Annotated in this window: 20 protein-coding genes and 1 riboswitch; of the genes, 16 read left to right on the forward strand and 4 right to left on the reverse strand. The window is 50.6% G+C overall.

The features are described from left to right. Positions 1 to 99: 99 nt before the first annotated feature. Positions 100 to 909, forward strand: a complete 810-nt coding sequence (locus GA0116948_RS01465; protein WP_089708284.1) for an SDR family oxidoreductase — start codon at positions 100 to 102, stop codon at positions 907 to 909. 86 nt (positions 910 to 995) lie between these two features. Here GA0116948_RS01465 and GA0116948_RS01470 read toward each other — a convergent pair whose 3' ends face one another. The 3 genes from GA0116948_RS01470 to GA0116948_RS01480 all read right to left on the reverse strand — a co-directional run bounded on the left by GA0116948_RS01470 (position 996) and on the right by GA0116948_RS01480 (position 3,173). Further along, positions 996 to 1,205: a hypothetical protein gene (locus tag GA0116948_RS01470; RefSeq protein ID WP_123891677.1), complete on the reverse strand. Its 210-nt coding sequence runs from the start codon at positions 1,203 to 1,205 to the stop codon at positions 996 to 998. A 225-nt stretch (positions 1,206 to 1,430) separates the two neighbouring features. Then, positions 1,431 to 2,333 (reverse strand): lipoyl synthase, encoded by a 903-nt coding sequence (lipA, locus tag GA0116948_RS01475; RefSeq protein ID WP_089708288.1) that lies wholly within the window; start codon positions 2,331 to 2,333, stop codon positions 1,431 to 1,433. 33 nt (positions 2,334 to 2,366) lie between these two features. After that, positions 2,367 to 3,173, reverse strand: coding sequence for a hypothetical protein (locus tag GA0116948_RS01480; RefSeq protein WP_123891678.1), 807 nt, complete (start codon positions 3,171 to 3,173; stop codon positions 2,367 to 2,369). Between the two features lie 148 nt (positions 3,174 to 3,321). Between GA0116948_RS01480 and GA0116948_RS01485 the strand changes: the two genes are divergently transcribed. Continuing rightward, complete coding sequence (locus tag GA0116948_RS01485; protein ID WP_240619110.1) at positions 3,322 to 3,732, forward strand: OsmC family protein; 411 nt, start codon at positions 3,322 to 3,324, stop codon at positions 3,730 to 3,732. A gap of 116 nt (positions 3,733 to 3,848) precedes the next feature. Here the strand turns inward: GA0116948_RS01485 and GA0116948_RS01490 are convergent, their stop codons facing one another. Further along, complete coding sequence (locus tag GA0116948_RS01490) at positions 3,849 to 5,150, reverse strand: DUF2851 family protein (protein ID WP_089708293.1); 1,302 nt, start codon at positions 5,148 to 5,150, stop codon at positions 3,849 to 3,851. Between the two features lie 149 nt (positions 5,151 to 5,299). Then, a riboswitch (SAM riboswitch) is annotated at positions 5,300 to 5,413 on the forward strand. Between the two features lie 123 nt (positions 5,414 to 5,536). Here GA0116948_RS01490 and GA0116948_RS01495 point away from each other — a divergent pair. From GA0116948_RS01495 to GA0116948_RS01560, 14 genes are all read left to right on the forward strand, one after another. Next, entirely contained in the window at positions 5,537 to 6,715 is a 1,179-nt protein-coding gene (locus tag GA0116948_RS01495; RefSeq protein ID WP_089708295.1) for a trans-sulfuration enzyme family protein, read from the forward strand. Between the two features lie 2 nt (positions 6,716 to 6,717). Next, positions 6,718 to 7,899 (forward strand): homoserine dehydrogenase, encoded by a 1,182-nt coding sequence (locus GA0116948_RS01500; RefSeq protein WP_089708297.1) that lies wholly within the window; start codon positions 6,718 to 6,720, stop codon positions 7,897 to 7,899. A gap of 538 nt (positions 7,900 to 8,437) precedes the next feature. Beyond that, positions 8,438 to 9,667 carry a polysaccharide pyruvyl transferase family protein gene (locus GA0116948_RS01505; protein ID WP_089708299.1) on the forward strand — a complete coding sequence of 410 codons (1,230 nt, stop codon included), beginning with the start codon at positions 8,438 to 8,440 and terminating at the stop codon, positions 9,665 to 9,667. A gap of 280 nt (positions 9,668 to 9,947) precedes the next feature. Further along, positions 9,948 to 10,706, forward strand: a complete 759-nt coding sequence (locus tag GA0116948_RS01510) for a WecB/TagA/CpsF family glycosyltransferase (RefSeq protein WP_089708301.1) — start codon at positions 9,948 to 9,950, stop codon at positions 10,704 to 10,706. A 4-nt stretch (positions 10,707 to 10,710) separates the two neighbouring features. Further along, the gene (locus GA0116948_RS01515) at positions 10,711 to 11,442 is read left to right on the forward strand and encodes a polysaccharide biosynthesis/export family protein (protein ID WP_089708303.1); all 732 of its coding nucleotides are present in this window, start codon (positions 10,711 to 10,713) and stop codon (positions 11,440 to 11,442) included. 4 nt (positions 11,443 to 11,446) lie between these two features. Further along, positions 11,447 to 13,744, forward strand: a complete 2,298-nt coding sequence (locus GA0116948_RS01520) for a GumC family protein (protein ID WP_089708305.1) — start codon at positions 11,447 to 11,449, stop codon at positions 13,742 to 13,744. Positions 13,745 to 13,825: 81 nt separating this feature from the next. Next, positions 13,826 to 15,376 carry a polysaccharide biosynthesis protein gene (locus GA0116948_RS01525; protein WP_089708307.1) on the forward strand — a complete coding sequence of 517 codons (1,551 nt, stop codon included), beginning with the start codon at positions 13,826 to 13,828 and terminating at the stop codon, positions 15,374 to 15,376. Beyond that, positions 15,373 to 16,650: a glycosyltransferase family 4 protein gene (locus tag GA0116948_RS01530; protein ID WP_089708309.1), complete on the forward strand. Its 1,278-nt coding sequence runs from the start codon at positions 15,373 to 15,375 to the stop codon at positions 16,648 to 16,650. The genes GA0116948_RS01525 and GA0116948_RS01530 overlap by 4 nt, the downstream gene beginning before the upstream one ends. After that, on the forward strand, positions 16,647 to 17,612 hold the full coding sequence (locus tag GA0116948_RS01535) for an acyltransferase family protein (protein ID WP_089708311.1): 966 nt from the start codon (positions 16,647 to 16,649) through the stop codon (positions 17,610 to 17,612). The genes GA0116948_RS01530 and GA0116948_RS01535 overlap by 4 nt, the downstream gene beginning before the upstream one ends. Then, on the forward strand, positions 17,609 to 18,739 hold the full coding sequence (locus GA0116948_RS01540; protein ID WP_089708313.1) for a glycosyltransferase family 4 protein: 1,131 nt from the start codon (positions 17,609 to 17,611) through the stop codon (positions 18,737 to 18,739). Before GA0116948_RS01535 ends, GA0116948_RS01540 begins: the two co-directional genes overlap by 4 nt. Next, positions 18,736 to 19,824, forward strand: coding sequence for a glycosyltransferase family 4 protein (locus GA0116948_RS01545; protein WP_089708315.1), 1,089 nt, complete (start codon positions 18,736 to 18,738; stop codon positions 19,822 to 19,824). Before GA0116948_RS01540 ends, GA0116948_RS01545 begins: the two co-directional genes overlap by 4 nt. Further along, positions 19,814 to 21,001, forward strand: a complete 1,188-nt coding sequence (locus GA0116948_RS01550) for an O-antigen ligase family protein (RefSeq protein WP_089708316.1) — start codon at positions 19,814 to 19,816, stop codon at positions 20,999 to 21,001. Before GA0116948_RS01545 ends, GA0116948_RS01550 begins: the two co-directional genes overlap by 11 nt. Further along, positions 20,998 to 21,918 carry a glycosyltransferase family 2 protein gene (locus tag GA0116948_RS01555; protein WP_089708318.1) on the forward strand — a complete coding sequence of 307 codons (921 nt, stop codon included), beginning with the start codon at positions 20,998 to 21,000 and terminating at the stop codon, positions 21,916 to 21,918. The genes GA0116948_RS01550 and GA0116948_RS01555 overlap by 4 nt, the downstream gene beginning before the upstream one ends. Further along, positions 21,915 to 23,093, forward strand: coding sequence for a glycosyltransferase family 4 protein (locus GA0116948_RS01560; RefSeq protein ID WP_089708320.1), 1,179 nt, complete (start codon positions 21,915 to 21,917; stop codon positions 23,091 to 23,093). The genes GA0116948_RS01555 and GA0116948_RS01560 overlap by 4 nt, the downstream gene beginning before the upstream one ends. Positions 23,094 to 23,095: the final 2 nt, after the last annotated feature.

Genomic DNA, 23,095 nt, shown 5'->3' on the forward strand with positions numbered 1-23,095 from the left:
TTTCATTTTTAGCATTTGCCAATTGCTTGGCTTTTTGCTGTGCATAATTGTGGCATACTTTTATTGCCTTTGAACTTGCACCAAATCCCCCCCTTACACATGAGCGGTTCTTTACAAAACCAGGTAGCCATTGTTACCGGTAGCAGCAGTGGCATTGGCGAAGGCGTTGCCCTTGCCCTTTCAAAAGCTGGCGCCACGGTAGTCATTAATCATTCCCGGGCATCCAGCCGGTCTGAAGCCGACGCGGTATTGGCCAAAATTACCGCCCAGGGCGGCCAGGCCATCATTATTCAATGCGATGTAAGCCAGGAGCAGGAGGTGCAGCAAATGTTTGCCCAAACCATCCAGGCCTTCGGCACCGTGGATATTCTGGTAAGTAATGCCGGTTTGCAGCAGGATGCCGCCTTTACCGACATGACGTTGGAACAATGGAATAAAGTGATCGGTATTAATCTTACCGGCCAATTTCTTTGCACCCGCGAAGCCATCAAAGAATTTATGCGCCGGGGTGTGGTGCCTAGTCGTTCTACCGCAGCAGGCAAGATTATTTGCATGAGTAGCGTACATGAAGTAATTCCCTGGGCCGGCCATGCCAATTACGCCGCCAGCAAGGGGGGCATTAAGCTGCTCATGCAAACCATTGCACAGGAATTTGCTCCCCACAAAATCCGCGTCAATAGTATTGCCCCCGGCGCTATCCGTACCCGCATAAATCAGGAAGCCTGGAATACACCAGCAGCGGCCAGTAAACTATTGGAGCTTATTCCCTATGGCCGCATTGGCGAAGCGGAAGACATTGGCAAAGCCGCCGTGTTCCTGGCCAGCGACGATAGCGATTATATTACTGGCACCACCCTCTTTGTAGATGGCGGTATGACACTCTATCCAGGCTTTGCAGGTAATGGATAATGACGCCTGAAAATGGGAAAGGCTAAATAACCAGTTTGCTTTCGCGCACTGGCCAATTAGCCCAGATTAACAACAATCAATATCTTTTAGTAATCGCTTCTTACTGCTTCACGTTTGTACAACTTATTCATCAGTAATAAAGTAAAATAAGCTACACTGCTGATGATCAAAATATAACCTGTTAATCCCAGTAACCGGAAAAACGATTCCAGGTTCCAATGGCTTAATATGGCAACCTTCGATAAGATGGCCAGTAACACACCTCCCACGCCGGCAAACCCTGCTATCTTATACATATATATTGTTATAATGATAAAATGGATATTAGGGCCATGCATCAAATTGAGTGCCTGGGCCAATACCCCCTCCATACGACTAGCGTACAGCTATTAATGGGGATTTTGCGCTACAGGTACCGGCATGATTGGGTGTTAATTTCTCATATCGCAGAATTATTGTATAAATAAAAAAGGGCATTCCCTTTACCAGAAATGCCCTTTTAAGCTATCTTATTAAAACTATTATTTTCTGCCAGAAAAAATATGCTTTTCGGCGTGGTAGGAAGAGCGAACCAGCGGACCGCTTTCTACGTAATCCAGGCCCATGGCATAACCTATTTCCCGGTATTCGGCAAACTCGTCGGGATGCACAAAGCGTACCACAGGGAGGTGACGTGGAGTAGGCTGTAGATATTGCCCCAGGGTTACTACATCGCAACCGTTGTCGTACAGGTCTTGCATGGCTTGTATCACTTCTTCCTTCGTTTCGCCCAGGCCCAGCATAATACCGCTTTTGGTACGCATGCCGCCTTCTTTTAAACGGCGGATTACCTCCAGGCTACGGTGGTATTTGGCCTGGATACGCACTTGCTTGGTAAGGCGTTCTACGGTTTCCAGGTTATGCGACACCACTTCCGGAGCCACATCGATAATGCGTTGCAGGTTTTCCCATTGGCCCCGGAAGTCGGGGATCAGGGTTTCCAGGGTAGTATCTGGGTTTAGCGCGCGAATAGCTTTGATGGTATTGGACCAGATGATAGAGCCGCCGTCTTTGAGTTCGTCGCGGTCTACCGAAGTAACAACAGCATGTTTTACTTTCATGAGGTAAATGGCTTCTGCCACACGTTGTGGCTCATCCCAATCTACTGGCTCCGGGCGGCCGGTGGCCACAGCGCAAAAGCCACAGCTACGGGTACAGATATTGCCCAGAATCATAAAAGTAGCGGTGCCGGCCCCCCAGCATTCGCCCATATTAGGGCAGTTACCGCTTTCACAGATGGTATGTAATTTATGGGTATCCACCAGGTTGCGCACCTGGCGGTAACTTTCACCAATTGGCAATTTCACTCTAAGCCAGTCGGGCTTTTTCACCCTGCTCTCCCTTGTTGTGGCGGGGACGCAGGCAGAAACTGATAACTCTTCCATCGCTAATCCTTCTTTAAACTGCTAAGTTAAATACTATTTCTTATTCCACCATTTCCCGAACTGAATGCCCAAAAAGGCATTGAAAAAGAACTTCTTACCATCTCTATCCGCCATAATCTGCACATCTTTTGTGTAGTATTCAGCATTTACCCCGATCTCCAGCGCGCTGACGAGGCGGGTAGAATGAGCCCAGTCGAACCGCATGCCGGCCTTGGCGTGTGCGCCGGGTACAAAAGTCATTTCGCTCCAGCCTTTGGTAATGCCACCGGCACCAAATATCATATTCTGATCTGTCCAGAGGCTGTCTATGGTGGGGGAGTATTTTACTTCCTGGAGGTCCTGGCCGTTTTTGTCCAACATTTTCACGTAATAAGGCCGTAACATGCCCAGCGATAAGCCGCCATAATAAAAGTAAGTGACTTCTACCCCATTTTTATTGGCGCGGCTGCCAATAAGCTGGCGCTGGCCGATACCTACTTTTAGCTGATAAAAATTATTGATCTTCCCCAAAATATAAGAACGCTCTGAATAGCCAAAGCCATTAAGATCCAGGGCGCCGGGCTTGCGGTCTTCCTTGGGGTCTTTCTTCTCGGAAAATTCTATTTGGTAGAAATTAACCGTTTGCCGGTTTTTACGTTTACCCAGCTCAAAAACGCCCGACCACCCGTCCGTATTAATGCGGGCGCCAATCCCAAACTCTTTCTCATAATCGTTCACCCCTTCCTCTCCTTCGCGGATGGCGCGTACTTTTTTAGACCCTTTCTTAACCGGGTGTGTGCTTTGCGCCATGGATGCAGTCACGATACCTGATAACAGCAAGAGCAAGTAGATTTTTTTCACGTGTGGGCTATTTATTGATAAACGCTTGGTATTGGTGATATGTTATGTGTGATAATACAAACGTACAGGATTTTTTGATTCCCTGTATCAGCCCTGTATGGGGGCTTGACCTTCCGCTAAAAATACCCTTACTTTACAGCAAAATTACATGATGCCATTATCCGAAATTATATACGAAGGCGGCTTGCGCACCACCGCCACTCACCTGGCCTCCGGTACAGTAATCGAAACCGATGCTCCAGTAGACAATAACGGCAAAGGCGAGCGTTTTTCTCCTACAGACCTGGTGGCCAGTGCACTGGGATCGTGCATGCTTACCATTATGGGCATTAAAGCCCGCGACAACCAGTGGCCTATTGAAAACACCAAAGTGACGATCACTAAAATAATGGGTACCGATCCGCGCCGCATTACGGAGATTCACGTAACGTTTGATTTTCCTGCTGGTCATGGCCTGGATCAAAAAGCCAGGACCATTCTGGAAAGAGCCGCACATACCTGCCCTGTGGCCAACAGTATACACCCGGATATTAAACAAGTGGTGGTATTTAACTGGTAAATACGTGTTATACATAAACGTGCCTGCTTCGCATAAGTTACATGCCAGGCAGGCATCGTTGTGTATGGACGCCTGAAATAACCGGTGGTTTAAAACGCGGTGATAAAAACCGTGGCTTACTCCCCACAGCTTCCTTTTAATATCCGGGCGCCGATGGCGCATTCCAGGCAGCGCTTCTCATCACAGTAATATTGCTTCAATTGCAACAGCGCCTGCGTATCCGCCGCATTGTCTGCATGTATGCCCGCCGCGTGCCAGCCGCTGATAATACGGTTGCTTTCCGGTGGCAGGCTGCCTATCCATGTCATGGCGCGCTCCTGTAGTCCGGGCTGGGCTTTCTGCTGCCCATAACAATAAAGCAGCGGTAGCAAGGTATTGATCACAATATTACGGACCATTTGTTTGCCGGGCAGGAAGGGGCGGCTCACGGGCTTGTCGAACCGGTAGTGCGTTTGCCAGTAGGGCGATGGCTGCACGGTGAGTAACTGCTCCAGTTGTTGCAGGTCTTTTGCTGCCAGGACATGGGAAAACAAATGGGTGCGCCGGTGCAGCAGCGCCGCCAGCAAGGCAATGCGCAAGGTAGGGAAAGCGGCGGGCCGCATGCGCAGCCACTTCCAGGCATGCCCTGGCAGGGGTTGCAATTGATACTTGTGGCGCAGGTAGCGATATTGGCGTTGTAAGTCTTGTGGATACGGATCGGTGAAAGTGCCTTCCAGCAGGCCAGCCTGGCCAAACAGCAGGGCCTCTATTACTTCCAGCGAAGCCTTGTTGCGCAACAAAATGCGCAGTGGTAGCGACTGTGCCAGTTGTAGAAAAGCGCCGGCATTTACCGGCTGCCCAAAGCCCTGGGCCAGCCCTTGGTAGCAGGTTTCTTCCCAATCTTGCCGGGTTTGGCGGAGCCAGGCCTGCAAGTCGGTAGTTTTGCGTTCCCAGCGTTCCAGGAGCAGGCGGTCGCTCCAGCTTTTCCAGGTGAGGGAGTTGGTTTTGCCCGCCTGCTGGCCACAGGGCACAAAGTCTATGCTGCCGTGCAGCTGCTGGTAGCGGCGCAGCAGCAATTTGGATATGCGCGGCTGCAACACTATACAGGGCAGGGAGGGAATGTCGGTAGGCAAGTCTTGATCAAATACCACGTGCAGGATCACATGATCATAATGAGGATTTTGAGGATGCCGGTGTTTATACCAATCGGAGGCCTTGAGGTGAATTTCCACATTTCCCGCCCACAGCGTATGGCCGATGCGGATGCGTGCGTCGGAAAAATCGGGTCCGGCGTGGCGGTTCCAGTGCCCGGTGGAAATAAGCTGCACAGGCTCTCCGGCAGTAGTGCACAGGCCATCTGCATTAAAAAGGCGGAACTGCCAGATAAATTGCAACAGGTGTTCAGAAAGCGGCGGAGCCGGGCTAACAGCTACAGGCATAACAAACTAATTTTAGGTTTACAATCAACGTACCCTTAAAGTTTCTTCTTTTATTCCGGTCATTTGTAAAATTTCTGTTAATGACCTTTTTCTAAAAATTTTGAAATATAGCCGCCGCCACCTACCTTTGCCCCGCAGTTCTTATACATTACTTATCCAGAAAGGCGGAGGGACTTGGCCCTGCGATGCCTTAGCAACCATCCTGTGTAAGCGGGAAAAGGTGCTAATTCCGGCCCCGGTGTAAACCGTGGGAGAGATAAGTTGGCAGAGATTTTTACTCCCCTACGATATTCAGTAGCTCTTCCAACCTCCGGAAGGGCTTTTTTTATGCCCCTGCCTTCCGTATGAAAGAATGTTAATGACCGCTATCAAAAAACATAACCTGCATGAAACCAGCCACTCATCTCATTCACAGCATACCGGTAGATGAACTAACCGGGGCGATTTCGGTGCCGATCTACCAAACCTCCACTTTTGTGCAGGAATCGCCCGGCATTCATAAGGGGTTTGAGTTTTCCCGCGCCAACAATCCTACCCGTAAGGTGCTAGAGCAACTTATCTGCGAGCTGGAGGAAGGTCACGCCGGTTTTGGATTTGCCAGCGGCATGGCCGCCATAGACGCCGTACTGAAACTACTCAAAACCGGCGACGAGATACTAGCCGTTCAGGACACCTACGGCGGCATATTCCAGATGTTTCACCACATGCTGGAACGTTTTGGTATTCTCGTAAAATTTGTAGACACCACAGACACCAACAACATCCAGCAGCAGATAACCGATAAAACGCGCATCATCTGGCTTGAAACGCCCACCAATCCTACCTTGCAGATCTCCGACATTAAATCGGTAAGCAAAATAGCCCGCAAGCAAGACATCCTGCTCGTGGTGGATAATACGCTGTGTACCCCCTTGCTGCAAAAGCCCATACTGGCTGGCGCAGATATAGTGATTCACAGCGCCTCCAAGTACCTGGGTGGCCATTCCGACGTGCTGGCCGGCCTAGTGGTAGTGAATTCCAAACCGCTGGCAGACCAGCTCCGGTTTACCCAGAACATTTCCGGCAGCATTCTCAGCCCCTTCGAAGCCTGGCTTACCATCCGGGGTATGGAAACTTTACAGTTGCGCATGGAAAAACAATGTGCCAACGCCATGGCCATTGCCCAATGGCTTACCACACAACCTGCGGTAGATAAAGTGTTCTATCCCGGCCTGGCCACCCACCGCAATCATCACATCGCTAAAAAACAACAAAAACAATATGGCGCGCTGGTAAGCTTTTCCTTAAAAGAAAACAATATCAAAAGCGCCATCCGCATTGTAAACGCCACCCGTCTTTTTAAACTGGCGGAAAGCTTTGGCGGCGTAAAAAGCATGCTGGCCCACCCGGCTACCATGACGCATCGCAACATACCGGAAGAACACCGTAAAAAAGCAGGACTGATGGACTCTTGCATCCGCCTGTCTATCGGCATTGAAGACGCCGAAGACCTGATCAACGACCTGAAACAAGCATTGGATAAACTGAGCCACCCCGCTGGCAAGCAAACGACCGTTTTACAATAATTATGGAAAAGAAAATCATCAATTTAGGCATATTTGGATTTGGCGTAGTAGGCCAGGGCTTATACGAAGTACTGAACAGAACTAAAGGCATCAACGCCCGCATTAAAAAAATTTGCATTAAAGACCCAAACAAAACAAGGCCTATAGACAGCAGTTTTTTCACGACCGATAAGGATGAAATACTCAACGATCCCTCCATTGATGTGGTAGTGGAACTGATTAACGAAACCGATGCTGCATTTGACATTGTAAGTACCGCCCTGCGCAATGGCAAAGCCGTGGTGAGCGCCAGCAAACGCATGATTGCCGAGAACATGGAAGCCCTTTATAAACTACAGGTGGAAAATAAAGTACCCTTCCTGTATGAAGCCTCCAGTTGCGCCAGTATTCCCATTATCCGCAACCTGGAAGAATACTACGACAACGATCTGCTCAATGCGGTGGAAGGTATCTGCAACGGCTCTACGAATTATATCCTTACCAAGATATTTGAAGAACACCGTAGTTTTGAAACAGCCCTGCAGGAAGCGCAGGACCTGGGTTTTGCAGAAACAAACCCTACCCTGGACATTGAAGGCTACGATTCCAAATTTAAGATTGTTATCCTGCTGCTGCATGCCTTTGGCACCTTTGTAAAACCGGAAGAGGTGTTTAATTTCGGCATCCATCACCTCAATGACTTTGACATCCAATTTGCTCGCCAGCGGGGATGCACCGTGAAGCTGATAGGCGCAGTACGCCGCGAAAACGGCCACGTATTCGCCTACGTACTACCCCACCTCATCAAAGAGCATAACCTGCTTTTCGACGTTTACAATGAATATAACGGCATACTGCTGGAAAGTGCCTTCACCGACAAACAGTTCTTCGTGGGTAAAGGGGCTGGCGGCACCGCCACGGGAAGTGCGGTACTGAGCGATATTTCGGCCCTGCTGTATAACTACCGGTACGAATACAAAAAAATTAAGCAAAATAACCAACCGCATTTCACTAACAACGTAGTACTCAATGTGTACCTGCGTTACAGCAGCCCAGCACAGGTAAACCTGGAACAGTTTGAAAGCATTTCAGAAAAATATGAATCTCCCACCTTCCGGTATGTGGTTGGTAAAATTAACCTGAAAGACCTGCAAACAGCTAAGTGGTTAACAGACAAGGGAGTAAATGTTCTGGTGATTGAATAAACACCCTATTTCTTTCAAAGCGCCTTATCGTTTAATTCTTAAGGAGTACAAAAAATTATAAAAAAAGAAAGGTATCGTATATACGGTGCCTTTCTTTTTTTATATATTTGTTTTTATTAATATCTTTAACTGCTGTATATTTACGGAAATAGTCCAAAATGATCTTTATGGCTGATGCGCTCTAAATGAATTATACTGGATTCTTAGACTTATACCTATACAAACCATTTAAAGATTTATGCCTGTTATTTAAACAGATATGCCTTCTTTGCGCTACCATATCAAAAAACAAATTTTAACGTGCCGTCGCCATATTCACCTATGGATGACCTGGTACCGCCATGCAAAAGCCTTTTATTACGACTTTGCCCGTTAACACCGGCAAGTCATGCTGCGCGCGCTTTGCGGGATTAAAGACACAGAAATACTGATTGCTATGATCAGTTGCGGATTTGCTCCGGAACAATTCCAGATAGCAGCATCCAAAAAGCACAACGAAGACCAACTAATGAAAATAATTGACTAATATTTATCCTTTATGAACCGTCCTATCAAAGTATTGTTGGCCGGTGTAGGCTCTTTAAACAACTATGGCTGCGAAGCAATTGTTCGCGGCACTGCTGCCATGTTTCAGGATGAATGGCCGGAATGCACTTTGATTGTGGCCACCAAAACCCCTGCCGATGATGCTGTAAGGTTTCGCGATTGTGGGAACGTGCAGTTTGTTCAAGAGGGGTTGCGCTTTACACCGAAAAGATTATGGAAGGGCTTCCTGCGCCGTATAGGCATAGGAGCTGGCGTTCCGGTACGTATGAACAGCCTGTTATACCGTGACAAGCAGATTTTTCTTTCCTGTGGAGGCGATAACTTTTGTGAAGCCCCGGATGGCTCGCTGTATAACATCCTGCAAGACCTGATGATGCTGGGCAGCAATGCTGCAGAAGCAGGATTGTTGTATAGCTTATGGGGCGCTTCCGTAGGTCCTTTCAGTAAAAAAGATACAGAAAGGAAAATTGCAGAACACTTACAAGCAGCACAGTTGCTTTGCCTGCGGGAACGCATTGCCTTTGACTATGTAAGCTCCCTGCCGCTGGATAATAACCATATTTTACAAGTGGCAGACCCGGCATATTATATGGAGGTGCAACCCACCGCAGCAATACCCAGGCAGCCGGGAGAACAGCTGATCGGGGTAAATATTTCTCCCCTCGCCTGCTCTCCTGCCGACTTTACCGCATTTAACACATTACTGGCTCAGCACAAAAACATACGCCTGCTCTGCATTCCACACGTAATCTCTACGCAGGGCGATGCACAGGACGATGTGTCGTTCATGGAATCTTTTAGAGCGCAATCTCCCTATGCCAGCAGAATAGACATCCTTCCAGCAGGATTGGGCGCCACAGCCACTAAAGGATACATTGCACAGTGCGATCTGCTCATTGCCGCCCGCATGCATGCCTGCGTAGCCGGGTGTTCTGCAGGTACCCCCACTCTCTTTCTTACCTATTCCAGCAAAGGAGTGGGCATGGCAGAATATGTGTACGGCCACCGTAAATGGGTACTTAGTACTCGGAACCTTACCGGGCAAGACCTGGTAGCAAAAACCGAAAGTATGTTATCGGAGATAGCAGCCCTGCACGCTTATTTAAAAGCTAACAACACCCGGTTTAAAAGCGATGCGATCAGGGCATTACATCATCTTAAACAAACTTACACCGGCAAAAAGCAGCCGGTTGCTATGCCTGCTTTATCCCACGTCCATTGATGCTACTATTGGATAAGCGATACCTGGTTAATACAAAACTTTCAACCAGGCCACCTGCCCGATAATTACAACAACCTTAGCCCCTTACAACAACGTATAATCGTTGCAGTAAGATCAAGCATACCTTAAGCATGCCAATAATTTTTAACCATTTAAATATTCATGTGTAAATAGAGAGCGCACATTAACCATTTAATCACCTATTATCCCGCTGAAGCAAACTTTTAGACACAACATTTTTTTCAAGATCCTTTTTTCTCAGACCTATTATTTATACCCTATGACAACCTTCCTACTTAAAAACTACCGGATTAACAAGCAGTATTCCCTGCAGCGTTTACCGGAAAAACCGATGGTGATCAACACCATTAATCCGCATTCTATGGTGGTGGCCGAGCATGACCAACAGTTCAGAAACGCGCTGACAAACAGCGACATTCTCATCCCGGATGGCATTGGCATTGTGCTGGCTGCCCGCATTTTATGGGGTGAAAGGTTTCAAAAGTTTTCCGGCTACGACTTGCATGAAAAACTATTAAGCGAGTTAGCTAAAACCGGAGGTAGTTGCTTTTACATGGGCGCCTCCCCCACCGTGCTGGAAAAAATTAAAGAAAGATTGGCCCGCGAATATCCTGGCATTCGCATGTCGGGATATGCGCCACCCTACAAGCCAGAATTGTCTGATGAAGACAATGAAACCATTATTGAGCAGATAAACATAGTGAAGCCAGATGTATTGTTTATCGGCATGACCGCCCCTAAGCAGGAAAAATGGCTGGAAAAGTGCCGGCACCGGCTACAGGCCAGAGTAATGTGCTCCATTGGCGGAGCCTTCGACTTTTATGCAGGCACCATACCGCACGCACCGGCCTGGGTAATTAGTGCCGGGCTGGAATGGCTGTACCGTTTGCTAAGAGAGCCTCGGCGCATGTGGCGTCGCAACTTTATTTCTACACCCACCTTCATGCGTATGATGGTGACGCACCGCCTGCGTAAGAAAGTAAAAATTCAAATCCCCGTTCTTCTCGATCAAAGTTGAAACTATGCATAAAACGTTTATTTGTTTTTTCCTGCTGGTGTTTGCCATTGCCTGCCGAACACCGCAAAACATTATTTACCTGCAACATGATCCGGTGGTAACGACTAAAATCGATACCACCTTTCATGTTAATATCCAACCGGCAGATCTTATCATAATTCATGTAGATAGTAAGGATTCTGCATTGACCGTGCCTTTTAATCCTGCATCGGCAGCTGGTGGCTATGTGGTGGATCAGGCAGGTTATATAGACTTCCCCTTATTCCGGAAAGTGGCCGCTGCGCATTATTCTTGCGAACAACTGGCTGCTTTATTGGAAAAGCGCATAATCGATTCCGCCTATATCCGGGATGCCAGGGTAACCTGCCGGCTGGCCAACTTCAAAATATCGGTGATCGGCGAAGTAACCAAACCAGGTGTATTCCCGGTAAGCTCCGAACGTGTTACCGTGTTGGAAGCCCTCACGATGGCCGGCGATCTGTCTATCTTCGGACAGCGCAACAACGTAATGGTGGTACGGGAAATAAATGGAGTGCGCAGCGCCAATATCCTCGACCTGCAATCGGCGAATATGTTTAACTCTCCTTATTTCTACCTGCAACAAAACGACATCGTGTACGTGGCCCCCAATAAGGCGAAAGCGATGCAAAGCGATTATCGCACCCGTACCTGGCCCATGGCCTTGTCTGGCGCCTCGGTCGTTATTTCTCTTCTGTCCTTATTACTCGTAATCTAAATCCATGCAGGCAAACTATAAAATAGCCCCCGTACGTACACCTAACCAGTTCCTGGTAAGGGAAATTTTAGAGCAGGCGCTGGAGCGCTGGTACTGGTTTGTAATTTCCATTATGACCATGGCCACCCTTGGATATCTTTATATCAGGGTAACGCCGGCAGAATATCGCGTACATGCTTTAATTATGATCGACAATGCTCCCCGCCCCTCTTCCCAATTTTCGGCAGCCGATGCCCTTACAGGCATGGATGAACTAGCCACCTCCAATGCTGCAGTAAAAGGCATGTATGTTCTCAAATCGGGTCGGTTGATGCAGGAAGTTGTGCAACGGCTTGGCTTGCAAACACAGTATGCTCATACAGGCAGGTTCAGAAATCAAGACCTTTATACGACCAGCCCTGTACGTATACGCCCTATTACCCAAACGCCCACCCCTGCCGAATTTGACGCACAGACACTTCCCGCCGGAAGAGTGCGTTTGTCAGGGTTTATTGTTAAAGGAAAACCAGTGAACGGTGTATACGAAGGTGCCGGAGGCACCGTAGTAGCCACACCGGCAGGCAGGTTATTTCTATTGTCCGCAGCAGGAGGCACCGGCCAATTGGTGCATGTTACCATACAAGATCCCGGCAGTATTTCCGACCACTATAAAAATGCCATCGATGCCACCCTGGACGACGAGCGCGCCGGCGCCATTCGCCTGACGCTTACGGACAATAATTACATCAAAGCGGCAGATATCGTGAACACGCTGATTACTGTGTACAATGAATACGCCATTGAGGATAAAAATCAGATCGCCCAAAATACGGCGCGTTTCATTAAAGAACGGTTAGATAAACTTTCTGGCGAACTGGGGGAGGTAGACGAACAGATTGCTACCTATAAAAAAAACAACCAACTCACCGATATCGGCGCAGAAGCTACGGCCTTGCTGGGCAACATGAATGATGTGCAAACCACTAGCTTAAACCTGCATACCCAATCTGCTCTCCTGGATATGCTAATTACCTCGGTTAAAGACCCCCGCAACGAAAACGGTTTGCTACCGGCCAATACCGGCCTGGCAGACGAAAACATAGACGCAATGCTTAACAGTTATGACGAAGCATTGCTGCAACGTAACCGGCTGCTGGAAAACGCCAGCAATAGCAGTCCCGTGATCCAGGAATTAAATAAAAAACTGGCCGGCAGCCGTACCACTATCCTTGGATCGTTGCAAAACCTGCAACGTGCTGCCAGCCTGCAATTGAGTGGGCTGGACGATCGACAGTCTGCCATAGACCAGAAATTGGCACTGCTTCCCGGAGAGGAAAAAGATTTGCAAACCATCTTCCGCCAGCAGAAGGTAAAAGAAGAGCTCTACCTGTTATTGTTACAAAAAAGAGAGGAAAATGCGTTGAACCTGGCCACTGCAGCTTCCAATGCCAGCGTAGTAGATTATGCATCCGGCAGCCGTAGGCCAGTATTTCCCAACAAGCCGGCAGTGCTTTCACTGGCCTTCCTGGTGGGACTGGTATTGCCGGCGGCAATCCTGTACGTGCAGCGCCACCTCGATATGAAAGTGAGAAGTAAGAAAGATATTGAAATGCAAACCACCATTCCTTTTATCGGCGTTATTCCGCAGAGCGCTACCACACCTGCCACAGCACTGGTAGTGCAGGATGCCGGGAAAGACCCTGTATCAGAAGCATTCCGCATTGTACGTTCCAATATAGGGTTTCTTGCGCAAGACACCGGCCCACGGGTGGTAATGATCACCTCCACCAAAAGTGGTGAAGGCAAAACGTTTGTATCTACCAACCTGGCCATGTCTTTTGCCATGGCCGGCCACCGGGTATTGCTGATGAATGCAGATATCCGCAAACAGGGTCCGGAAACGCGGGGTCCCGGCCTCTCTAATTATTTGTCTGGCCAGGTAGCTGAATGGCGCAGCATTGTACAGCCTTCCGGCATGCATCTCTCCCTGGATATAATTGCCGCAGGCCCTTTGCCACCCAACCCTGCCGAACTGTTAATGAGCCGCCACCTTGAAACGCTGGTAAACAATTTAAAAACAGCGTACGACTACATTGTACTGGACTCCGTACCCATGGGCATTATTGCCGATGCCGGTATTACCAACCGGGTATGCGACCTTACCCTGTACGTGATCCGGCAAGGCGTTCCCGACCGCCGGATGCTGCCAGAAATTGAACAACTGTTCCAAAATAATAAATTAAAAAACATGGCCATCCTGCTCAATGGTGCCAGCCGTAGTAACCTGCCTTATGGTTATGGTTACGGCTACGACTATAAATAATCATTTGCACATGATCATGAAAACATCTTGTATCCCTCACGATGCCGTCCTAATGCTTCCACAAGCTTTAAACATTTTTGAATGACGCATTCCCGCGTACAAAAGAGCTTACAAAATGCCAGGGTAAGCTTTTGCTTCAACGCTGCGGCTATGGCATTGGCGTTTTTTTCGCGTAAATATTTCCTGGCGGCACTGGGAAGTCCCTTTCTTGGGCTTTCCGGCACCCTCAGTAATTTGCTGGCGCTGCTTAATCTGGCAGAACTGGGCGTAGGTACAGTAACTGCTTCGTTGCTTTACCGTCCCTTACTTGAAAAAAATCATTCCCAGATTAATGGGATTATCGCCATGGTAGGCCGGCAGTATCGCCGCATTGGCCTGGCGATTGCATTGACGGGCATTGTACTGGCAGGCGCGTTGCCACTTATTTTTCCGGCTACCGGATTATCTATGCCGGTGATCTTTTTCGCCTATTTTTCATTGCTGGCCGGGTCTCTGATCGGTTATTTCTTCAATTACCAACAGGTGCTGCTCGATGCAGATCAGCGCAATTATGTGATTACCGCATGGTTTCAATCCTCCCTGATCGTTAAAGTATTGCTGCAAATAGCCATCCTCCGGCTCACCCACAGCCTATATGCCTGGATTTTTATTGAGCTGCTGGCAGCCATTGTACAAAGTATATTGTTGCATTGGCGAATTCGCCGCACCTATCCCTGGCTTAACACCAACAACGCGCCCCTGCTGGACAGCGACCAGCGCAAAGACGCCACCCGCAAACTAAAACAGGTAGCCATTCACCGGCTGGCAGACTTCAGTTTATATTCTACCAAGGACCTTTTCATTTACGCATTTTCATCCCTCACCATCGTTGCCTATTACGGCAATTACATGGCAATCATCTGGCGTTTGAACCAGCTTGTGCTTAAACTTTTTACGAGCATGCAGGCCAGCATTGGCAGCCTCGTGGCGGAACACAACATACCCAAAGCGGTGCGCATTTTCTGGGAGGTAATTGCCCTGCGCTATTTTGCCATCTCCGTGTTTGTTTATGTGCAGTACCATATTATGTCGCCTTTCATTACCCTATGGCTTGGTACGCAGTATGTGCTGCCCATGGGCATGCTGGGCCTCATTCTTTGTAATATTTTCTTAATGGAGGCGCGCAGCACGGTGATCAACTTTTTGCAGGCTTACGGGCTGTTTGCAGATGTGTGGGCACCCATTACGGAGGCAGGGTTACATCTTTTGCTGTCGGGGGTATTGGGTTACTGCTTTGGGGTGAATGGGGTATTGGCCGCATCGGCCCTAAGCTTGTTTGCCATCAGTTATTGCTGGAAACCTTTTTACTTATTTCGCCGGGGCTTTATGCTACCGGTAAATTCATTCTGGATAAATATCTCCAAATATCACCTGTCCATTGCGGCGGCCTGGTTTTTGGCAGACCGGCTCCTGGCAGCCCTACCCCTGCCGCCGCCGGCCAATGGCTTCCCAGCCTTACTGCTGTATGGTGCTTGTACCACCGGAATATATGCCGTTGTGCTGGCAACACTCCTGGCCCCACTGAAAGGCGCACAAGCCCTTGGCCGCAGGCTTATTTGCATGATCCACAAACCTAAAAATGCTACGCCATGAAAGTATTGATCATCGCAAATGGCGACTTTTTCAGCAACTATGGTGGCGGCCAGGCCTATGTGCGCAATGAGGTGGATGAAATGATTTTACAGGGCCGACACATAGCCGTGTTATCTTTTCGCGAGGGCGTGCAGGAAATTGAATCGCTGGTATATAAAGGCATTCCATTATACCAGGCGCCCGCACATAACACCACTTTATTACAGGAACTTATTACAAAAATAGCCCCCTCCCTGCTGCACGTACATGCCCAAAAGGCAGCAATGGTGAGCATTGCAAGGGAACTACGTATACCCGTAGTCGTTACCGCCCACCATGGTGGCATCCTGTGTCCGGCAGGTGCATTGCTCAATGACCAGGACCAGCTATGTGCATGCCAGGCTAGCCACCACCATTGCCTGCGTTGCGTGCTGCATGCCGTGCCGGGCGGCGACATTGCAGCGGGACTTTTACAACACGTGCCCATTCCACTTTACCTGAAAACGGGCCGCCTGTTACAGCGCTGGCCGGCTATTCCTTTTATTACGCCGATGTTGACTACCGCGCAGGTAATAGCTTCACGCCAGGCAGCATGGCAGGTCATTGCCCGGTGGGCCCACCGGGTTATTGCCCCCTCCCACGCCATGGGAGAGGCCATGTTACGCAATGGCTTGCCGGCAAGCAAAATGGTGGTATTGCCTCACGGTATTCCTCTTACGCAAGCAGCTTCGCCACCCTCCCAAAGAACAACGCCCCACTTTTGTTATGTAGGACGCATCTGCCATGAAAAAGGGCTGCATGTGCTGCTGCGCGCATTTTCCGGGTTACCGGAACAATGCCGCCTGTTTATTGCAGGCGATAGCGCCAATCGTACAGAAGCACGTTACCATCAAAAATTAAAACGCAGGTATGCCAACGATGCTCGCATTCAGTGGCTGGGAAAATGCTCACCGAAACAGGTGCAGGCACTGCTGGCCCGTACAGACGTGCTGGTACATCCTACCATTTGCCTGGAAGTATTTGGATTAAATATCGCCGAGGCATTGAGCGCTGGCCGGCCCGTGATCGCTACCCGCTGCGGTGGTGCGGAAATGCAGATCACCCACGGACAAAACGGATGGCTGGTGCCGCCCAATGATGCAGCCGCTTTACAAGCTGCCATGGAGGCGCTTTGCCGGCATCCGGCACAGGTAGCGCAGGCCAGCCTGCTTGCACCCCGGCAGGTGACCAGTATAGGGCAGCACGTAGCGGATCTTTATAACCATGTTTTTAATCAATTACCAGACATTTTATGAAACGCGAAACAGGCATCGACATCGCCCGTGGGGCCGGCATTTTATTCATTGTGTGCTTACATGCACACGTGGCAGATGCATGGTTCAACAGTTTTGCCGTGGCTTATTTCTTTGTGCTGTCTGGATATTTCTTTTCCGAAAAATCTACCATAAGGGAGTTCATTAAAAAAAAGGCAGTGCGTTTATTACTGCCCTACTTGTTTTTCCTGATGGCGGGTAAGCTGTTTTACCTCTTGCTGCTGCTCGTATCGGGCCGTGCGGCACAGGTATCGCTCCCTTCCCTGCTCAACGTGGCCAATGCAGACGATAACCCGCCGGTATGGTTCCTGCTCGCCTTGTTTGAAGTAGGGGTATTGTACAAATGCCTGACCACGGTAATACGCCAGCAGGTGTGGCTGCTGCTGGCGGTGGTGGCGATATCGGCAGGCGGCTTATGGTTTGCCAAAGCTGCCTGGAAGCTGCCCCTGTTTATGGATACCGCCTGTTCCATGCTGCTGTTTTATTACACCGGCCACCAGGTAAAACGCCGGGCATGGTTGCAGCGTGCCGGCAGGTATGGGTGGATAATTACCACCATCCTGCTGGTCTTGTTTTGCGCTGGCCAATACTTCCGGCAGGGAACAGACATCCGTACCAACACCATCCTGGGCAGCCCGCTGCCCTACCTGGCCAACAACTTCACCGGTTCTTTTTGCTGCATGTTGTTTTTTTATTACTGCCCTTTGCCATCCATGCTGGCCAAGGGCCTGCGCTATTTGGGCGTTAATTCCCTGCTGATCTGTTGTGTGCATTATCCGCTCCTGGAAATGGCCCGCCCGCTGGCCAGCCTGGTGGCGGCACGCGGCAGCATAGCATATGCCTTTGTGGTGCTCATTACATGCCTGGGTCTTTCCATTTTACTCATAGAAATGTGCAGGAAACCAGTATCCGCCTTTTACGCACGGTTTAAATTATATCAATGAAAAAAGTGCTCATCGATTTCAGCGCCTGTATCTTACGGCGCGGCCAATCATTCCTGCCAGGCATAGGCCGTTCTACCCTGGAACTGGTAAAAGCGCTGGCACAAGATGCCGCACAGCCACCGGCACTGCAATTGTACACGCAATTTATACGCAGCCGCTTACCGCAACCAGCGGCGTATGCGGCATTGCCTATGTTGCACATTCCTTTGCCGGGTACACCTGCGGTTAAAAACCTGGTGACGCAGCTATCCGTAAAAGAGCGGCTCACCGGTTACGACCTGCTGCATATTCCACATAATTACGATACCGTAAAAGCGCCCGATAAAACGGTACTCACCATCCACGATACTTTTTGTTTTACCCATCCTCAATATACTGACGATGCAGAAGCAGCACAGCGCCGGCTGCGCGCTGCCGCCGGTGCTTGCCGAGGCATTGCTACCTGCTCTTATGCATCGCAGGCAGATATTATCCTCCACCTCAAAGTACCAGCAGACAAGGTGAGCGTTATTCCCTGGGGCATTTCGCGGGAAATTTTTTACCAGCAGGCGGAGGCACAAACTACCGCCGCACTGCAACCATTCCATATACAACGGCCCTACTTCCTGAGTACCTCCTGTGGCACCGGCAGGAAAAACACCATTGCCGTGATAGAAGCCTACCGCCTGCTACGCAAGCAGGGCGTATATGCCAGCCTGGTACTACTGTGGGACCAGGTGCCACCCACCTTGTTACACACCTATGCACAGGACATCCTGCGCGGCGATCTGCATATACTGCCCGCCGTAAATGATGATGTACTGCGGGCCTTGTACTGCGGTGCCATCGCTACCGTTTTCCTGTCGCACACCGAAGGCTTTGGCTTTGTACCACTGGAGTCTATGGCTTGCGGTACGCCCGTGATATTAACCCGGCAGGGTGCCCTGCCGGAAACCGGCGGCCCCGCCGCGCTATATGCAGCATCAGATATGCCGGAAGAAGTGGCTGCGCTTATGCAGGGTATCCTGCAACATCCGGAACGTTTTAATACCAGTCTGGCTACAGCACACCTGCAGCAGTTCAACTGGCATAACACGGCCGCCGCCTACCGTTCATTTTACACACGTTGGTTACAACTACAATCATGAAAATATTATACTGCATTCATACACTGGCCGCTCCTGGCGGCATGCAGCGGGTGCTCACCGTAAAAGCGAACTATCTCGCTGCAAAGGGTTATGCGGTACACATTGCTGTGCACGATGAGGCGTGCGCCACGCCTTACTTTTTATTGCACAACGCCATTTCCGTTCATTACCTGTCAGCGCCCTTACACCAGGCATTACACCAGCTTTTGCATACGCTGCGGCCCACCATCGCCATTAGCATGGGCGATGACGATCAGTACCAGTTGTGGCGCATAAAAGATGGCAGTAAAAAAATACTGGAATTTCATTTTACCCGCCACCATGTATTACACCTGGTCAATGGCCTGCCCAACGGGAAGCTGCTCCGCCTGCGACGCATATATGCCTGGCTGCTCATGGTAAGGCAAACCCTTTGCGCCCGCCATTACGACAAGCTGGTGCTACTTACGCAGGGCGACCTGGCGCTGTGGCATACGCCAGCCAATGCAGTGGTAATTCCCAATCCCCTTTCCTTTGCCCCCACACAAACAGCCCCTCTAAACACCAACATTATTTTGGCCGCCGGACGCTTTATTGCCACCAAGGGTTTCGACCTGCTGATCGATGCATTTGCCATCGTAGCCAGTCAATACCCCGGATGGCGCCTGCACCTCTGCGGAGGCGGACAAGACGAAGCATGGTTGCGGGAAAAGGTGGCCCATTACGGACTTTCTGCGCAGGTAAGCTTCCTGCCTTTTGTAAACGATATGCAACAGGCCATGATGGGTGCAGCGATCTACGCCTTTCCCTCCCGGTATGAAGGCTTTGGGCTGGCACTTACGGAGGCCATGGCCTGCGGGGTACCCTGCGTAGCCTTTGATTGCCCCTGCGGCCCCCGCGAAATTATACACCACGAGGCAGATGGTTTGCTGGTGCCCAATGGCGATGTGCCTGCCTTTGCAGCCGCCTTACTACGCCTTATGGCCGCAATTACCCTCCGCCAGCAAATGGGTGCCGAAGCCCGGGTAAAGGTACAACGCTTTGCCCCTGCACAGGTGATGCAACAGTGGGAACAACTTTTTAAAACGTTGGTAAATGCAGCATAAGGCCACGCTCAATTTTTACCGCTGGTTATTTGTAACCGCCATCCTGCCTTATGCGGGTGGTTTCCTGCCTTTTTTACCCCAGGAAATCGGCGGACTTAACTTATCGGGCTTTGCGTGGCTGATCATGCTGCTGGTAGCGCTGGTGCGTATCCTGGCCCATCCTTCTGCCATTAGCATGCCGGGCTGGATGTGGATGCCCTGGATGCTGCTGCTCATCGGGCAATGGCTATCAGCGCCCAGTTTCTATGGCCTGCAAGGCACCCTGCAATACCTTGTATTTTATGCAGTAGGCATGGCCGCCTCTACCCTGCCTTATGCCGATGCTACGTTGCAAGTGCTTAAAAAATGGTTCGTGGTGTATATGTCCATTATCTGCATAGGCTTTGGTCTCCAATTGGCGGGCGTACATGTGATGGCAGGTGGCGCTAATACCATCATGACGCTAGTGGTATTCACCACCCTGCTACTCAGTGATTACTTTTGGTTTAATAACCGCACCGCCCTGCTGCTGGCGGGTGTTATGGCGCTATATCCCATCGTGGGCGTAACCCGCATGGGTATATTGATGATGCTGAGCGTAACCGCCTTACATGCGGCCAACCGTAACCTGGCGGTAAAAGTACTGGCGGGTGTACTCACCATAGGCATTGGCATCGCCGTTTTTTATTCCGATAGCTTTCAACAAAAAACATTCTACTCCGGTCATGGCGACCTGGGTTCTATTTCGCTTGACGATAAAGATTTTAACACCAGCGGCCGGCTGGGCATGTGGAAGCTTACCTCCCAGGGCCTTGCCGATCATCCCTGGATGGGATCCGGCGCCCGCGCAGACCTGGCCATGCTGCAAGCACACAATTTTAAGATCAAAGAATTGCACAACGACTTCATCGCCGTACGCTATAACTATGGGTGGGTGGGGCTGGGCTGCCTCCTGTTTGGCTTTATCATGCAGTTTGTATTGCTGAAACGAAAACGTGCCAGCCTTACCGATGCTTACACCGCCATGCTGTACGACGCAGGCCTTACTTTATTCATCGCCTGGGCGGGCTTCATGTATTCCGACAATGCACTCAAGTATTCCAACTACTTCGGCAATCTGCATTTTTGCGTGATCGCCATTGTATATTCCCGGCTTAAGCACGGGACAACCTTTCCAGACACACCGAACGCTGTATGATAACCGTTTTAATACCGCTTTACAACAAGGCCTCCCTGATCTCCCGCACACTGGATTCGGTGCGACAGCAAACCTTCACCCAATATGAAGTAGTGATCGTTGACGATGGATCTACTGATGGTAGCCATGCCGTAGTACAGGCCTACCTGGCCACGCATGGTTCGTTTGCCACCCGGGTCAGGGTAATTCAGCAGCCTAACCAGGGCGTGAGCGCTGCCCGCAATCGCGGTATGGCAGCCAGCAATAACGATTGGGTGGCATTCCTGGATGCAGACGATCAATGGCATGCTTCCTATCTGCAACGGCTATACGACATGACCATACAATATCCCGACTGCCAGGTATTCGGCACCGCCTACACGCTGGTAACTGCACCTGGCAAAAGCAGGCCCGCAGTATTACATCACCTGCCCCGTACCAATGCCTCCTGCCGGATAGATCAATACTTCGTAGTAGCCACCGCCTCAGCCCCTCCCTTATCCAGCAGCTCCACCATGGTAAGCCGGCGCGCCTTGCAGGCTATCGGTGGCTTTCCGCCGGGCATTGGGGCTGGCGAAGACCTGCTCACCTGGGCCAGGCTGGCGCTGCACTGCAACCTGGCGTATGATAACCATCCGCTGGCCACCATAGACCGCGACCCCCGCGATTTTAACGAAGACCAGCGTAACAGGATGCCAGATATGGCAGATACTGTAGGCCAGGCTTTGCATGCCCTGCTCCAAGCTTACCCGCAGGTACCGGGGCTTAAAAGTTATGTGGGTAAATGGTATAAAATGCGCACCCACATTTACCTTGCAGCGGGCCAACGCAAAGCCGCCTTCCAGGAATGGCGCAGGTGGGGCCGGTATGAACAGGGTGGTTACAAACGCTGGGCATTTCTGCTACTCATTTTTTTACCTTTTAAATACTTGCGTTGACCATCGTTATTACCCATACCGACTTCCGGCTATACTGGCCGGCCCGGCTAGCAGCGTTGCACCACGCTTTGCAGGCCCAGGGCCATACACTGATCGTCCTAGAAATAGCCGGGCGGGGCGGCCCTTACGATTTTGCCGCCGGCCATACCCCGCCCCCCGACCTTACCTGGCAATGCCTGTTCCCGGCGCTAGGCATGCAGGATATTACACCGGCAACAGCGGCCGCCCGTCTACAAGCCCAACTCGATATTTATCAACCAGATGCCTTGTTATGCGGCGCTATTGCCTACCCGGCAGGAGCCGCCGCCGTAAAATGGGCAGCCGCCCACCGCCGACCCGTGGTGGTGTTCGACGACCTGCGGTTTGAACAGGCGCCCCGGAACTGGTTGGTCAATTATGTGAAGCAGGTTTTTTACCGGCAGGTAATCGCCATACTCTGCCCCGCCCCGGCATGGATACCAACTTACCAGCACTGGCAATTTAGCAAGGAGGCCATTTTTTTTGGGATAGACGTGGTAGACAACGGGTATTGGCAGCAGCCGGCCCCCGCCGCTGGCCATTATTTCCTGGCCGTAGGCAGGCTCATTAAACAAAAGAATTTTCACCTGCTGCTGCATGCTTATGCCGCCTACCAACGCATATCCCCCGCTGCCGCAATACCATTGTTCATCGTAGGCCAGGGCCCAGAGGAACAAGCACTCCGGCACTTGATAGCTGAACTCAATATCAGCTGCGTAACGCTGCTGCCTTTTGCCGATGCGGCCACCCTGAAAACTATGTACGGACAGGCAAGGGCGCTCATATTGCCCAGCCAATGGGACACCTGGGGACTGGTGGTGAATGAAGCCATGGCCGCAGGCCTGCCCGTGCTGGTAAGTGATGCCTGCGGCTGCGCCAGTACGTTGGTATCCGAAGGAGAAAATGGCTTCACCTTCCCACCCCACGATGCAAACCGGCTATGCAGCTTGCTGCAACACCTGGCCACATGCGATACGGCCACCTTGCAGGCCATGGGCCAGGCATCTACCCACATTATTTCCAAGTGGGGGTTGCAACGGTTTGCCTCCGGCGCGATTAGCGCCCTGGCCTATGCCGCCACGCAGGTGCCACGAAAACCCTCTTTTTTTCACCAACTCCTGCTGCGAAAGTGGAACGGCCGTTACAGGCCGGTATAATT

Source organism: Chitinophaga costaii (assembly GCF_900094705.1).
GTDB classification, from domain to species: domain Bacteria; phylum Bacteroidota; class Bacteroidia; order Chitinophagales; family Chitinophagaceae; genus Chitinophaga; species Chitinophaga costaii.